The organism is Methylobacterium sp. Leaf106 (assembly GCF_001422895.1).
Lineage (GTDB): Bacteria > Pseudomonadota > Alphaproteobacteria > Rhizobiales > Beijerinckiaceae > Methylobacterium > Methylobacterium bullatum.
In genome coordinates, this window is record NZ_LMNB01000031.1 from 116,749 (window position 1) to 131,546 (window position 14,798).

At 67.2% G+C, this 14,798-nt stretch carries 13 protein-coding genes and 1 tRNA gene; 7 read left to right on the forward strand and 7 right to left on the reverse strand.

The annotated features are described in order from the left end of the window. Positions 1-144: 144 nt before the first annotated feature. The 3 genes from ASF34_RS16045 to ASF34_RS16055 all read right to left on the reverse strand — a co-directional run bounded on the left by ASF34_RS16045 (position 145) and on the right by ASF34_RS16055 (position 2,599). Positions 145-771 carry an ATP-dependent Clp protease proteolytic subunit gene (locus ASF34_RS16045; protein WP_026176059.1) on the reverse strand — a complete coding sequence of 209 codons (627 nt, stop codon included), beginning with the start codon at positions 769-771 and terminating at the stop codon, positions 145-147. Between the two features lie 132 nt (positions 772-903). Then, positions 904-2,340 carry a trigger factor gene (gene tig, locus ASF34_RS16050; protein WP_056162624.1) on the reverse strand — a complete coding sequence of 479 codons (1,437 nt, stop codon included), beginning with the start codon at positions 2,338-2,340 and terminating at the stop codon, positions 904-906. Between the two features lie 174 nt (positions 2,341-2,514). After that, a tRNA-Leu gene (locus ASF34_RS16055) sits at positions 2,515-2,599 on the reverse strand. 196 nt (positions 2,600-2,795) lie between these two features. Between ASF34_RS16055 and ASF34_RS16060 the strand changes: the two genes are divergently transcribed. Next, a complete protein-coding gene (locus tag ASF34_RS16060; RefSeq protein ID WP_056162385.1) occupies positions 2,796-4,295 on the forward strand; it encodes a multicopper oxidase family protein in 1,500 nt (499 codons plus the stop codon). Positions 4,296-4,432: 137 nt separating this feature from the next. Here ASF34_RS16060 and ASF34_RS16065 read toward each other — a convergent pair whose 3' ends face one another. After that, the gene (locus ASF34_RS16065) at positions 4,433-5,473 is read right to left on the reverse strand and encodes a calcium-binding protein (RefSeq protein WP_157196556.1); all 1,041 of its coding nucleotides are present in this window, start codon (positions 5,471-5,473) and stop codon (positions 4,433-4,435) included. Positions 5,474-5,970: 497 nt separating this feature from the next. After that, on the reverse strand, positions 5,971-7,461 hold the full coding sequence (locus ASF34_RS16070; RefSeq protein ID WP_056162391.1) for a bifunctional ADP-dependent NAD(P)H-hydrate dehydratase/NAD(P)H-hydrate epimerase: 1,491 nt from the start codon (positions 7,459-7,461) through the stop codon (positions 5,971-5,973). Positions 7,462-7,677: 216 nt separating this feature from the next. Between ASF34_RS16070 and ASF34_RS16075 the strand changes: the two genes are divergently transcribed. The 4 genes from ASF34_RS16075 to ASF34_RS16090 all read left to right on the forward strand — a co-directional run bounded on the left by ASF34_RS16075 (position 7,678) and on the right by ASF34_RS16090 (position 10,759). Continuing rightward, entirely contained in the window at positions 7,678-8,016 is a 339-nt protein-coding gene (locus ASF34_RS16075) for a P-II family nitrogen regulator (protein ID WP_003600526.1), read from the forward strand. 239 nt (positions 8,017-8,255) lie between these two features. Next, positions 8,256-9,668 (forward strand): type I glutamate--ammonia ligase, encoded by a 1,413-nt coding sequence (gene glnA / locus ASF34_RS16080; RefSeq protein ID WP_018044544.1) that lies wholly within the window; start codon positions 8,256-8,258, stop codon positions 9,666-9,668. A gap of 163 nt (positions 9,669-9,831) precedes the next feature. Continuing rightward, complete coding sequence (locus ASF34_RS23020; RefSeq protein ID WP_162240045.1) at positions 9,832-10,485, forward strand: RNase A-like domain-containing protein; 654 nt, start codon at positions 9,832-9,834, stop codon at positions 10,483-10,485. 1 nt (position 10,486) lies between these two features. Then, on the forward strand, positions 10,487-10,759 hold the full coding sequence (locus ASF34_RS16090) for a hypothetical protein (protein ID WP_018044541.1): 273 nt from the start codon (positions 10,487-10,489) through the stop codon (positions 10,757-10,759). Positions 10,760-10,963: 204 nt separating this feature from the next. Here the strand turns inward: ASF34_RS16090 and rocF are convergent, their stop codons facing one another. Then, positions 10,964-11,893 carry an arginase gene (rocF, locus tag ASF34_RS16095; protein WP_056162394.1) on the reverse strand — a complete coding sequence of 310 codons (930 nt, stop codon included), beginning with the start codon at positions 11,891-11,893 and terminating at the stop codon, positions 10,964-10,966. A 209-nt stretch (positions 11,894-12,102) separates the two neighbouring features. On the opposite strand from rocF, the gene ASF34_RS16100 reads away from it, so the two are divergent. Together ASF34_RS16100 and ASF34_RS16105 are read left to right on the forward strand one after the other, a co-directional pair. Further along, entirely contained in the window at positions 12,103-13,539 is a 1,437-nt protein-coding gene (locus ASF34_RS16100) for an amino acid permease (RefSeq protein WP_056162397.1), read from the forward strand. A 110-nt stretch (positions 13,540-13,649) separates the two neighbouring features. Next, positions 13,650-13,910, forward strand: coding sequence for a DUF6894 family protein (locus ASF34_RS16105; protein ID WP_018044538.1), 261 nt, complete (start codon positions 13,650-13,652; stop codon positions 13,908-13,910). A gap of 14 nt (positions 13,911-13,924) precedes the next feature. Here ASF34_RS16105 and ASF34_RS16110 read toward each other — a convergent pair whose 3' ends face one another. Continuing rightward, positions 13,925-14,794 carry a hypothetical protein gene (locus ASF34_RS16110; protein WP_056162626.1) on the reverse strand — a complete coding sequence of 290 codons (870 nt, stop codon included), beginning with the start codon at positions 14,792-14,794 and terminating at the stop codon, positions 13,925-13,927. Positions 14,795-14,798 lie beyond the last annotated feature (4 nt).

Consider the following 14,798-nt stretch of genomic DNA (forward strand, 5'->3'; position numbering starts at 1 on the left):
AAACAGTCACCTGCGCGCTTTCTGCCGGTAGGTCAGACTCGCGATGCAAGCATGCTGCCGCGACGGGATCAAGGCAAAGCCGCACGCGCGGCCCGCCTCTAAAGGACGCGCCGGGGCCGCCAGGCGGCCACGGCGCGGTCGAAATCAGGCGGCGGCCGGCTCGGGACGCTTCTGGATCACTTCGTCGATCAGGCCGAATTCCTTGGCCGCGTCGGCGGTCATGAAATTGTCGCGCTCGAGCGCCTGGACGATGGTGTCGTAGTCGCGCCCGGTATGCTTCACGTAGATCTCGTTGAGGCGCTTCTTCAGCGCTTCGATCTCGCGGGCATGGATCAGGATGTCCGTCGCCTGGCCCTGGAACCCGCCGGAGGGCTGGTGGACCATGATGCGGGCGTTCGGCAGCGCGAAGCGATGGCCGGGCTCGCCGGCGGTGAGCAGCAGCGAGCCCATCGAGGCGGCCTGGCCGACGCAGAGGGTCGTCACCGGGCAGCGGATAAACTGCATCGTGTCGTAGATCGACAGGCCCGAGGTCACCACGCCACCGGGCGAGTTGATGTAGAAGGAAATTTCCTTCTTCGGGTTCTCGGCTTCGAGGAACAGCAGCTGCGCCACGATCAGCGAGGCGCCGTAATCCTCGACCGGGCCGGTGAGGAAGATGATCCGCTCACGCAGCAGGCGGGAATAGATGTCGAAGGCGCGCTCGCCGCGGCTCGACTGCTCGACCACCATGGGAACGAGTGCGCTGTTATAATAGTCGACCGGATCTCTCATCATTCTCGTGCCCCAGGCTTCAAGGGGTCCGGCCGCGCGAATCAGGGCGCGGGCCGGACGTGTCAGCGAACTACGGCGGCGGTGAACGCCGCCTTTACATCCAAGCCCGCCGCCCTTTTGGGAGCCTCGAGCTCAATCGACCTTGGCGACGGCCGGCAGATCGTCGCCCGAAGGAGCCTGGGATTCGTCCGCCTTCGACTCGGTCGATTCGGCGCTGGCCGCATCGGCATCCTCGTCGGCGAACAAAGCATCCTTCGAGACGGGCTCTTCGACCAGCTTCACCTGGGCGAGGACATGGTCGACGACCTTCTCCTCGAACAGGGGTGCGCGAAGCTCGGCCAGGGCCTGTGCGTTCTTCCGGTAGAAGTCCCAGACCTGCTGCTCCTGCCCGGGATACTGCCGGACACGGGCGATCAGGGCCTGGTTCACCTCGTCGTCGCTGACCTTGATATCGGCGGTCTCGCCCACCTGCGCAAGCACCAAGCCGAGACGGACGCGCCGCTCGGCGATCTTGCGGTATTCGGCCGTGGCCTTTTCCTCGGTGGTTCCCTCGTCCTCGAAGGTCTTGCCGCGGGTCTTCAGGTCCTGCTCGACCTGGGCCCACACGGCGGCGAATTCCTGGTGGACCAGGCTCGGGGGCAGGTCGAAGGCGTATTTGCCGTCGAGCGCGTCGAGGAGCTCCTTCTTGAGCTTGCGGCGCGACTGGGCCTCGAAATCGCCGCCGAGGGCGCCGGCGACGGCCTCCTTCAGCTTCTCCAGCGATTCCATGCCGAAGCCCTTGGCGAGCTCGTCGTCGATCTTGGTCTCGCCCGGAGCCTGGATCGCCGTGACGGTCACGTCGAACTCGGCGTCCTTGCCGGCCAGGTGCTCGGCACCGTAGGCCTCGGGGAAGGTGGACTTCACGACCAGGGACTGGCCGACCTTGGCGCCGACCAGCTGGTCCTCGAAGCCGGGGATGAACGAGCCAGAGCCGAGTTCCAGATCGACACCCTCGCCCTTGCCGCCGTCGAACTCGACGCCGTCGATCTTGCCGACGAAATCGATGGTGACGCGGTCGCCGGTGGCGGCCTCGGCGCCCTCGTCCTTCGGGGTGAAGGCGCGGTTGGAGGAGGCCATGCGGGTGATGGCCTCGTCGACTTCCTCGTCGCTGGGCTTGGCCACCTGCTTCGTCAGGGTGACGTCCGACAGGTCGGCGAGCTCGAAGCTCGGCAGCACTTCGAGGGCGACGTTGAAGGAGACGTCGTCCTTGGCTTCGAGCGCCCGGTCAACGATCGAGGCCTCGCCGGGGAATTCGATCTTCGGCTCAAGGGCGAGCTTCAGGTTGTTGTCGGTGACGATCTTCTGATTGGCCTCGTTGACCGCGTTCTGCAGCACGTCGGCCATCACCGAGCGGCCGTAGAGCTTGCGCAGATGGGCCACCGGCACCTTGCCGGGGCGGAAGCCCTTGATCTGGGCCTTGTCCTTGAGGGTGGACAGCTCGGTCGTCAGGCGCTCTTCGAGCTCCTTGGCGGCCAGAAGCACCTGGAACTCGCGCTTCAGACCCTGGGAGAGTGTCTCGGTCACCTGCATCGTCGTCTTCCCGCTGTCGTCCGTGTGATCGGTCAAAAATTCTCGCGTGGCACCGCCGTCAGGGCGTGACACCACAGGCGGCGTTTGACGAAGCGCGCCCAACCGGAGGCCGACTCCGAGCGGCAGAGCGGGCCGGCCATCGCTGTGAGCCAATCCGTTCCCGACGGCGGAGGCTGGTGCGGGCGGAGGGGCTCGAACCCCCACGTCTTGCGACACTGGAACCTAAATCCAGCGCGTCTACCAGTTCCGCCACGCCCGCAAGCGCCAACGCCCGGCGCGCCTTTTCAGCCGCCAGAGCGCGGTCCTATAGCATGCGCGCGCAAGTCCGCAGCAAAAAAATAAGGCGTCGTCCATCGGGCGCGCGGCGGCGGTTGGCGCCGCGCGGGAGCGCCGTCTACAAGCATGCCGGCGGGGCGGATGCGACCGCCCGTCCATCGACTTCCGTCCGAGGTGACATGCCGAGTTCCGACCCGAAGAATGGCCGTTCCCCCTCGGAGACCGGCGGCCTGTCCCGCCGTTCGCTGATCGGCCGGGCGGCGGCCCTCGGCCTTGCCGGACCGGCTTTCATCACGGGCGCGGAGGCGCAGACGGGGCCGGGGAAAGCCGCCCCCAGGCCGGCGCCCGCACCGGCAAAGCCGGCGGAATCATTGCCGGAGCCGCGCCCGATCGTCGCCGGGCCGGGGACGAACCGCCTGAAGCCCGAGCCCGCCGCCGAGACGCCGGTCTGGACCTTCGACGGCAAGGCGAGCCTCCCCGTCATCCGGGCGAAGCTCGGCGAGACCGTCCGCCTGCGCGTCGAGAACAAGACGGACAAGCCGCTCTCCCTCCACTGGCACGGGGTCCGCAACCAGAACGCCATGGACGGCGTCGGCGGCGTGACCCAGCCGCCGATCCCTCCGGGGGCGGACTTCACCTATTCCTTCGTCCCGCCGGATGCGGGCACGTTCCTGATCCGACCCCTCGTCGTGGGCGGTTCGAGCGAACCCTCGGGGCGGGGCCTCGCCGGCGCGCTGATCGTCGAGGAGACCACGCCGCCCGCGCTCGACCAGGACCTCGCGCTGTTGATGCAGGATTGGCGGCTGGAGGAGAACGGCGCGCTGATGCCGTTCGGACAGCCGGCCTTCGCCGCGGCCTCCGGGCGCCTCGGCAACCTCGTCACCATCAACGGCAAGCCGGTCCCCGAGGCGATCGAGGTCCGCCCGGGATCGCGCATCCGCCTTCGGCTCGGCAATGTCTGCAACGCGCGCGGAACCCGCATCCGGTTCGAGGGCGCCAAGGTCTACGTGGTGGCGGTGGACGGCCAGCCCACCGACACGTTCGAGCCCCTGCGCGCGACGCTGCCCTTCCCCCCCGGCACCCGCTACGACCTGATGCTCGACATGCCGGCGGAGGCCGGCGCCAGCATCACGGTCAATGCCCTGGTGGGCAACGGCCTCGTCCTGGCGACGCTCACCGCCAAGGGCCAGCCGGTGACGGAGAAGCGTCCGCCGATCGCGCCGGTGGGCGAGAACAAGCTCCTGCCCGCGGAGGTCAAGCTGCAGAACGCAATCCGCCGCGACATCGCGATCACCGGCGGCGCCAAGCTCGACAAGGACAAGCCCAACGCCGAACCGGCCTATTCGGGTGACCCGAACCGGGTCTGGGCCATCAACGGCATCACGGGCGCCTCCGGCGTGGCTCCCTCCTTCACGGTGAAGCGCGGCCAGGTGGTGGTCCTGGCGATCCGGAACGACACCGCCTTCCCGCAGGCCCTGCATCTTCACGGCCACGCCTTCCGGCTGCTCCATCCCCTCGACGACGGCTGGGAGCCCTATTGGCTCGACACGTTCCAGCTGCTCGAGGGACGCACGGCCCGGATCGCCTTCAAGGCGGACAATCCGGGCCGCTGGGTCATCGGCTCCACGGTGCTGGAGCGGTTCGACACCGGGCTGTGGACGAGCTTCGAGGTGACCTGAGGGACGAAGGGCCGCCTTTTACGGCCTCGCCGACCTGCTCGGAGCCTGTTCGAGGTGTTTCCCCAAGACTTCACCTCATCCGGAGGTGGTCTGCTGGGATGAGCGACTGCGCGCCGAGACATCCAATCCACAGCCCCTCAGGCACCGAACAGGAACAGCTCGTTTTGAGCGGCCTCGACGGTGGTGACGTTCATGTCGTGCAGGATGATCTTGTTGCCGGCCGCCACGCCCTCGAACGTCACCAGCGTATCGCGACCGCCGCTCATGGGGCGAAGCAGGATATCGGTGGCATCGACACCGGCGATGTCGACGACGATGTGATCGGCGTTCAGGTCCAGGCCGTAGAGGTTGTCGCGGCCGAACCCGGCCTCGAACCGGACGCTGTCGGCACCCGTGCCCGCGAAGAGCTTGTCGCTGCCGATACCACCGTCGATCGTGTCCCCACCCGTGCCTGCGTAGATCCTATCGCTGCCTGTGCCGCCGTCGATCGTATCCCCGCCTTTGCCGCCCTTGATCGTGTCGTTGCCTGCGCCGCCGTCGATCGTGTCCCCGCCCTTGCCCGCCATGATCGTGTCGTTGCCCGCCGTGCCGACGATCTCGACGGCGTGGCCCGAGGTCGATTGCGAGACGATCTTGTTCCCGGCCAGCACGTCGGTCATATCGAGATGGGTGTCGTTGCGGACATACACGGCCTCGATATCGGCGAACCTCGTCTCGGTGAGGCTGACGGTGCCGCCGCCCATCACGATGAGGACGTCCTTGTCGTCGCCACCGCTGATATAGAGGGGCGTCGAAGACAGGACGATCCGGTCGTCACCACCCCGACCGGCGATGTCGTCCTCGCCGCCATTGCCGCGAAGGGTGTTGTCGTTGTCGTCTCCGACCAGCGAATCGTCGAAGGTACTCCCGGTCAGGTTTTCGATGTCGATGAGTGTGTCCTGGCTGGCATCGCCTTCATAACCCATCTGCGCTTCCAGGCTGGCGTAGACCCTGCCGGTGGCATGCTCGTAGCTCGCCGTGTCGACACCCAGGCCGCCCTTGATCGTATCGGCGCCCGCGCCGCCTTCCAGCACGTCGTTGCCATTTCCTCCCTTCAGGGTGTCGGCGTCGGAGCCTGCCCGCAGGATATCGCCGAAATCACCGCCCTCCAGATAGACCGACGCCGTGTTGTCCGACATATCGGCCGAGACAGAGTATTCGGTCCCGGTGATCGCGTATCCGGGAAAACCGCCTACGACCCTGTCCCCGTCGACGAAATACGACCCGCCGATTTCGATGCCTGAAGTGTTATTGAAGACGAATCTGCTAAAAAGTTCAATTTGCGGCCCGAAAGCGTGGATATTGTTCGGGCCATTCGAATCGTCAGACCCATCTTGGCTTAACGCGACCAGATTGAGGGGATCGTAGTCACCGTTATATGTGAACGTGAAGGTTGGCATAGGTCTATCCGAGAACAGAGGCTTCAGGCCTGCTCGCTATAATTCCGATTCATTTATAAATCCCTCTCAAATTCAGTATTCCTGTCAGCGACGGGACAGATCCGGGCATCGATCCGAGCGGACCCGATCGTTCGTCACACGCTCGCCAAGTCATCCGCCACGTCGCCAGCCTCCGGCCGGCTCGCGGCAGGGCGGGCACGATCGTCCTCTCGAGCTTCGCACGAGGCACTCGGCCGTCACCGTAGGCCGGCGAGAACCCTCGGCATCATCTCCGGCAGATCCTCGGCGATGAGGCCCGGCCCATGCCGCAACCCGGCATCGCCATGGAGCCAGACCGCCGCGCAGGCGGCCTCGAAGGGCGGCATGCCCTGCGCCAGCAGGCCGGCGACGAGGCCGGCGAGGACGTCGCCGGAGCCGGCGGTGCCGAGATAGGGCGTGGCGTGGTCGTTGATGGCGGCGCGTCCGTCGGGCGCGGCGACGATGGTATCGGCGCCCTTCAGCACCACCACCGCCCCGGCGAGGGAGGCCGCCCTCAGCGCCCGTTCGAGTTTGCTCGCCGCCGGGTCGACCGCGTCCGTGCCCGCGAAGAGGCGGCCGAACTCCCCGGCATGCGGGGTCAGCACCGCTTGGCCTCCGCCATCCGCGATGAGGCCGGCGAGTTGATCGACCTGCCCCTTGAAGCTCGTGAGCGCGTCGGCGTCGAGGACGAGGCTTCTCCCGACGCCGGCCGCCACGGCGACCCGCTCTCGCGTCGCCTCGCCGCTCCCCAGGCCGGGGCCGGCGAGGATGACGTTGAGGCGCTCGTCCACGAGGAGATCGTCGAGGTCGTCGGCGGTCTCGCACGGGGTCAGCATGATCGCGGTGAGATGCGCGGCGTTCTCGGGCATCGCGGCGGTGGGGGAGGCGATGGTGACGAGGCCGGCCCCGACCCGCAACGCCGCCCGCGCGGCTAGGCGGATCGCCCCCGTCTTGAAGGCGGGACCGGACAGGGCCAGCACATGCCCCCTGGTGTATTTGTGGCTGACGGCGTCGAGCCTCGGGAAGTCGTGCCCCCAGAGATCCGGCTCGTTGCGCCAGACCCTCGGCGTGCCGGCCAGCCCCTGTTCGAGGGCGGAATCGCCGATGCCGATATCGGCCACATGGAGATGGCCGCAATGGTCGCGGCCCGGCTGCAGCAGGTGGCCGGGCTTGAGCGCGACGAAGGTCACCGTCTCGCGCGCCCTGAGCGCCACCCCGCGTAAAGCGCCCGTATCGCCGTCGATCCCGCTCGGAATGTCGACGGCGAGGACCGGCACGTCCTCCGCCGCGACCCGCTCGACCATGGCCTTCGCGGGACCGTCGAGGTCGCGGGACAGGCCCGCCCCGAACAGGGCGTCGATGACGAGGGCGGCCCCGGCCGGATCGGCATCGGTGAGCACCACCCCCTGCCATTCCGCCGCCGCCAGGGCGGCATCGCCCGTTAGGCTCTCCACCGGCACGGTGCAGACGAGGTCGACCGCATAGCCGCTGCGCTCGAGGAGGCGGGCGGCGACGAGACCGTCCCCACCGTTGTTGCCGGGTCCGCAGAGGACGAGGATGCGGGAGGGCGCGGCGACCATCGCGGCGGCCCTGGCGGCCAAGGCGGCGCCCGCCCGGCGCATCAGCTCGATTCCCGGAACGCCCGCCGCTATCGCGGCGGCATCCATCCTCCGCATCGCGTCGACGGTGATGAGACGGTGTGACGGCATTGCGAACTTTCGCCTTGTCTCGGGTGACCATGCCTGCGCACCGCTCATGCCGCGCCGCTATTTCAGGCGCAAAGCGGTCGTGGCTGAAACGATTTGCATTCAATGCCTACCGAATGGGCAATTTAACACCCGTCTCCGGGAAAACGGCGTGGCGAAGGCCGAGCCGCGATGGTAGGAAAAGGACCCGGAGCAGCATTCAGGTCAGGCCCGTTCGGCATGAAGAAGATCGAAGCGATCATCAAGCCATTCAAGCTGGACGAGGTGAAGGAGGCCCTTCAAGAGGTCGGCCTTCAGGGCATCACCGTGATCGAAGCCAAGGGGTTCGGCCGGCAGAAGGGCCATACCGAGCTCTATCGCGGCGCCGAATACGTGGTCGACTTCCTGCCCAAGGTGAAGCTCGAGATCGTCCTCTCCGACGCCCTGGTGGAGGGTGCCGTGGAAGCCATCCGCAAGTCGGCCCAGACCGGACGCATCGGCGACGGCAAGATCTTCGTCTCGACCATCGAGGAAGCGATCCGCATCCGTACCGGCGAGACCGGCACCGACGCCATCTGACGCGTCGTCCCGGCACGGCATCGGCCGGCCGGCGGCGATGGTCGGGCTAAAAGGATCCGACGGCATGACGGGGTGCGAAGGCGTCGACCTGTTACGATACGGTGGCGCACGGCTCTAGCCTCGCGCCGCACCAGAAGCTAAGTCCCTTCGCGCACGCCCCTTCCCAATCCGCGGCACGCCACCGCGTGGTGCGGCAAAACCACGGCCGAAACAGGCCGAGCCTCGAAGGAGACACAGGGATGGCAAAGACCGCCGATCAGGTCCTCAAGGACATCAAGGACAACGACGTCAAGTACGTCGATTTCCGCTTCACCGATCCCCGGGGCAAGTGGCAGCACGTCACGTTCGACGTGTCCCTCGTCGATGAGGAAATCTTTGCCGAAGGCACGATGTTCGACGGCTCGTCGATCGCCGGCTGGAAGGCGATCAACGAATCCGACATGCTGCTGATGCCCGACCCGGCGACCGCCTGCATGGACCCGTTCTTCTCGGCCTCCACCATGTCGATCGTCTGCGACGTGCTCGAGCCCTCGTCCGGCCTGCCGTATTCGCGCGATCCGCGCAGCACCGCCAAGCTCGCCGAGGCGTTCCTCAAGTCCACCGGCATCGGCGACACGATCTATGTCGGCCCCGAGGCCGAGTTCTTCGTGTTCGACGACGTGAAGTTCGGCTCCGACCCGTACCATACCGGCTTCCAGCTCGATTCGGTGGAACTGCCCACCAACGGCTTCACCGATTACGAGGGCGGCAACCTCGGCCACCGCGTCGCCACCAAGGGCGGCTATTTCCCGGTGCCGCCGCAGGATTCGGCGCAGGACATGCGCGGCGAGATGCTGGCCGCCATGCAGTCCATGGGCGTCAAGGTCGAGAAGCACCACCACGAGGTGGCGAGCGCACAGCACGAGCTCGGCATGAAGTTCGACACGCTGACCCTGCTCGCCGACCACATGCAGATCTACAAATACGCGATCCACAACGTGGCCCAGAGCTACGGCAAGACCGCGACCTTCATGCCCAAGCCCGTCTTCGGCGACAACGGCTCGGGCATGCACGTGCACCAGTCGATCTGGAAGGACGGCAAGCCGATCTTCGCCGGCGACAAGTATGCCGACCTCAGCCAGGAATGCCTCTGGTACATCGGCGGCATCATCAAGCACGCCAAGGCGCTCAACGCCTTCACCAACCCCTCCACCAACTCCTACAAGCGCCTGGTGCCCGGCTACGAGGCCCCCGTGCTGCTGGCCTATTCGGCCCGCAACCGCTCGGCCTCCTGTCGTATCCCGTGGACGACGAACCCGAAGGCCAAGCGCGTCGAGGTCCGCTTCCCCGACCCGATGGCTAACCCCTACCTCGCCTTCTCGGCCCTGCTGATGGCCGGCCTGGACGGCATCATCAACAAGATCGATCCGGGCCCGGCCATGGACAAGGATCTCTACGACCTGCCCCCGCGCGAGCTGAAGAAGATCCCCACCGTCTGCGGCAGCCTGCGTGAGGCGCTCACGAACCTCGACCGCGACCGCGGCTTCCTCAAGGCCGGCGGCGTGTTCTCGGACGACCAGATCGACTCCTTCATCGAACTGAAGATGACGGAAGTGATGCGCTACGAGATGACCCCGCATCCGGTCGAATTCACGATGTACTACTCGCTCTGAGAGCAGGCCGGCCGGGCGACTCGCCCGGCCTTTCGGACAATGCGCGACGCCGGGGCCTCGAAGGGGGCTCCGGCGTTTCGCGTCTCAGCGCCCCTATTTCGTGATTGAGATTAAGCTATTATTCCTTTATAGGCATAATAGCTTGATCTAGGGGGTGAATCCGATGTCGTCGAGCGCAACGGCCCTTCTGCGGGCGAGATGGCTGATCACGTCGTGCCGTGTTCAGGTCGCGTTTCAGCGGTTGCGTCTGTCGCTCCGTGCGTACCACGCCGATCAACCCCGCGTGCCGGCCGGACATCCGGACGGCGGCCAATGGACGGACGGCGGTGCGGGCGACGGATATGATTCCGGTGACGATGCGCGGATCGTCCACGTCTCGGATGACCTCAACCGTCGGTACACGGTCGTGCTCTCCGAAGAAGAGGTGCGCGGCGGCCATACGCTTCGCGAGCATGTCGGTAAGACGGACGCGCAGATGATGCAGCGCGTCCATTCCAGCAAAAGGAGATTTCTGTTCGTAGACTATGGCCTCAGGCGAGATGGCACGTTCGAGTCTGTGGAGACCGCAAACGATCTCATCAACCGCACCTTGGAACAGAACGCCTCCGAAGTTGATGACGTCGCAACCGGGAAAAAGGCCAATGCATTCCTAAAGTCCCGATTTGGATACAAAACTGGTCGGGAAGCCTACACGGCGGGGCAGCTTGAGCCGTACATGCGTACGACTTACGGTGTCGGAATCTTTATCCTTCACGATCCGGGCAACCCCCGCGGGTACCGCATCCATACCGCCTATCCGCGCAACGACGGAGATTGACATGCGAGCGTCCCCGGAATTCCTGAAGTTCGGCCGTTGGTTCATGCAGGACATCGGTGGCGGCGCGCCGACGCTCGACGAGATGTACGATTTCGTTCTCAACCTCTTCCGCGGCGAGGAGCGCGTCCGGTTGCGGCAGTTCATCGACCGCGCCCTCCGCGAGGCGTCCGACGAGACGCTGAAGCAGCTGTGGAAGGAGACGGACGCCGACATCTACTTCCCCACCGCGCAGGACCTGCGCGCATTCCTGACCGGCGCCCGCGACCGGCTCTGAACGCCGTTTCGTTCGCCCTGCGCGACGCCGATCCAAATCGGCCGCCGATATTCACCCATCTGGCGGGCACCTCGGGTCCCCTCTCCTGGAAGGAGAGGAAGCCCGTCGCGCCTCATGTCGAACCCCGGTTGGATAGAGCGAGTAGCCCACAAGGGGGAGAGGGACGCGCTCCGCCTGTCCGAGGAGTGGTGTGAACCCCGTCGGTCAAAAACTCCGCGTCGGCCGGTCGAGGACGCTGCGTCCCATCAGGCTGGCGGCGAGATCCGTCATCAGGATCGCGGTGCGGCCGCGCTCGTCGAGGAAGGGGTTGAGCTCCACGAGGTCGAGGCTGCGGACGAGGCCGCTGTCGTGCAGCATTTCCATGGCGAGATGCGCCTCGCGGAAGGTCGCCCCGCCCGGAACCGTGGTGCCGACGCCCGGCGCGATGCCGGGATCGAGAAAATCCACGTCGAGGCTCACATGCAGCCATCCGCCGGCGGCGGCCACCCGTTCGAGGAAGGCTTTGAGCAGGATGCCGATGCCGAACTCGTCGATGGCGCGCATGTCGTGCACGGTGATCCCGGCCTCGCGGATCGTCCGCCGCTCCGCCGGATCGACGCTGCGCAGGCCGATCATGCAGACGTTGTGCGGCTTCACCGGCGCCACGGGCGGCGGCAGGTAGGGGCCGAACCCGTCCAGGCCGAGTGCATAGGCCATGGGCACGCCGTGGAGATTGCCGCTCGTCGTCGTCTCCAGGGTGTGGAGGTCGGGATGCGCGTCGAGCCAGAGCACGTGCAACTCGCTTCCCTCCTCGGCCGCCCGCCGGCTCATGCCCGAGATCGTACCGGCCGAAAGGCTGTGATCGCCGCCGAGGAAGATCGGCAGGCCCTCGCCCCCGGCCCGATAGGCCGCCTCGCTGAGCGCCGACGTCCAGCGCGCGAAGTCGGAGAGGTGGGTCACGCTCGGATTGGGATGGGCGACGGCCGCGCCGGGGGGAGGGGCGACGTTCCCGCGATCCTCCACGACGAGGCCGAGGGCAGTGAGGGCGCCGCCCAAACCGGCGGCCCGATAGGCGCTCGGGCCCATGTCGCAGCCCAGCCGGCTCGTGCCCTCCTGGACCGGCACGCCGATGAGGATACAGCGATTCTCGTCCATGGGTTCATTCTCCGGTCCGCCGACACGATAGGGGCCGCGCACGACACCCGTGTGAGGAAGGGGCACGGCCGCGTGGCAGGATCGGGACCAGTCTCGGCATCCGTTCGATCACGCCCTCGGAGTCGTGGGAGGCGGCATGGCGCTTGCTGCCGTTAGCAAAGAAACAAGATCGGCACCCCTCGTCCCGGTCGCTGTGAGGTCGTGTAGCGATGGGGTCGTTGATCGGATCGGACGGGGGACGAACCGACTGGCGCCGGGCGGTGCTGCGGCGGAAACCCGTATCCCCCTCGACGCAGGATGCCGATGCCGGAGCCCGGCCCCTCGAACGCTCCATCGGCCTGTTCCGCCTCGTCATGCTCGGGGTCGGCGCCACGGTGGGAACCGGCATCTTCGTGATCCTGAGCGCGGCGGTGCCGGAGGCCGGCCCCGCCATCCTGGTCTCGTTCGTGCTGGCCGCCGTCACGGCGGGCCTCACGGCACTGTGCTACGCGGAACTGGCCTCGGCACTCCCGCTCTCGGGCTCGTCCTATTCCTATGCCTACGCGACGCTCGGCGAACTGGCGGCCTTCCTCGTCGGGGCCTGCCTCCTCCTCGAATACGCGGTCTCCGCCTCGGCCATCGCCGTCGGGTGGGGCCAGTATCTCAACGAGGTGTTCAGTGCGCTCATCGGCTGGACCATGCCCGATTCCATCAGCCAGCCCCCCGGCCGGGGCGGCTACGTCAACCTGCCGGCCATCGTCCTGATCGCCCTATGCACCCTGCTGCTCCTGCGCGGCGCCGCCGAATCCACCGCGATCAACGCGGTCCTCGTGGTCCTGAAGCTCGCCGTGCTGGTGTTCTTCGCCGTCGTCGCCCTCACGGCGTTCGAGCCTGCGAACCTCACGCCCTTCGCGCCCCTCGGCATGGCCGGGATCGGCACCGCCGCCTCGACGATCTTCTTCTCCTATATCGGCCTCGACACGATCTCGACGGCGAGCGAGGAGGTGCGCGACCCGGCCCGCACGCTGCCCCTCGGGATCCTCCTCTCCCTCGCCATCGTCACCGCGATCTACCTCCTCGTCGCTGTGGCGGGGATCGGAGCCCAGCCCTGGACGCTCTTTGCCGGGCAGGATGCCGGGCTGGCGGTGATCCTGCGCAACGTCACCGGGACGGCCTGGCCGGCCCTCGTCCTGTCGATCGGGGCGGTGGCCTCCATCTTCTCGGTGACCCTGGTGACGATGTACGGCCAGACCCGAATCCTCTTCGCCATGAGCCGGGACGGGCTGCTGCCGGCGCTGTTCCAGCGGGTGGACCGGCGGACCCGGAGCCCGAACGCCAACACGCTGGTGGTGGCGCTCTTCGTCGCCGCGCTGGCGGCCCTCGTCCCCCTCGACGTGCTCGCCAACCTCACCAGCATGGGCACCCTCGTGGCCTTTTCGGCGGTCTCCCTCGGCGTCGTCATCCTGCGCCGGCAGCGACCCGACTTGCCGCGAGGATTTCGCGTGCCGCTCTACCCGCTCGTGCCCCTCGCGAGCCTCGCCTGCTGCCTGATGCTCATCGCGGCGCTGCCACGGGACACCTACCTGCTGTTCGCGCTCTGGATCGGCGCCGCCCTGGTGATCTATGCCGCTTATTCCCAGCGTCATTCGCGATTGGCTCGGGGCTGAGGAGGCGCGGACGATCGTTTCGCCCTATAGGTCAGGCCGTCAGGCCTTGCGCCGCCGCGCCGCAGCTTCCAGGTGATGGCAGCTGTTCCTCGAGCGGATCGAACGCGCCGATGCCCCGATTCTTCTTTCACACCCATATCGGCCGCGAGGTCATCGCCGATCCCACCGGCACCGAATTGCGGGATGCCGACCATGCCTGGGAGGTCGCCCGCGACACGATCCAGGCGACAATGGCCGAATCGGAGGCGCAGGCCCGCCTGATGGGAGCCATCCTGGTGGTCACCGACGAAGCCGGGGAAACGGTTCTCGAATTCCCGTTCTCCGAAGTCGTCACCCTCGCGCCGGAGGAGCCGGCTCCGACCGTGCACTGAGACGCCCCGGCGCTTCACCGGGTCTTCGCGGCCTCGCCCTCCGCCGTCACGGCGTGCCGGATCGCCGCCAGGAGGGCGCCTTCGAACAGCAGGGCGGAGCCGTAATGGAACTCGAGGTCGAAGGGGCGGCGCGAATTCATCGAGAGCGAGGCGCTCTGCATCGCCACGAGACGGCCCGACAGGTCGAACAGGCCGGAGCCCGAGCCGCCGAACCCGTCGTTGCAATTGTGCCGGGCGCGGCGGATGTCGTCCTCCGTCGGCGGATCGATCTGGTGGATCGCGCAGGTCTCGGTGCTGCTCGGCCCGCGATAATTCTCGTGCCCGCCGGGTGAGACCATCACCACCGGGATCTCCGCGATGCCCGTGGCCAGAATCGGCGCGTCGGGGACCGGCTGCGGCGGCGCGCCGACCACCGCCTCGGTGAGATCGAGCAGGGCCCAGTCGTCGGTGATGTGCAGGGCCTTGGCGTCGGGCGCCGCACCGAGGCGCAGGCTCGCCGGCACGAAGCCGTAATTCCGCCCGCCGATCTGGAAGAAGCAATCCTCCACCTCCCGCGTCACCTCCATGCGGCGGTTGCGGAAATTGTGCGCGTTCATCACCACGAGACGCGGCGACCCCACGAGCCAGGCCGCCGCCGCCTTCTGGGGGATGCCGTCCGGCCGGCGATGGCAGAACAGGACGCCCGCACCGGGATAGCGGGTGATGTCGGCGCCCGTGAGATCGCGCCGCCCGTCATGCGGATAGAGAGCGGCCATGCGCCCTTCCTCCGCCGACGCCGCCCCCGCCACCATGAGCGCGAGGCCGGCCAGGGCCGCTCCGGGTGTCAGGCGGAACCGGGCACGGTGCCTCCGGCGGATCGCGCTGTCGGCTGCGACATGGGTCATCTGC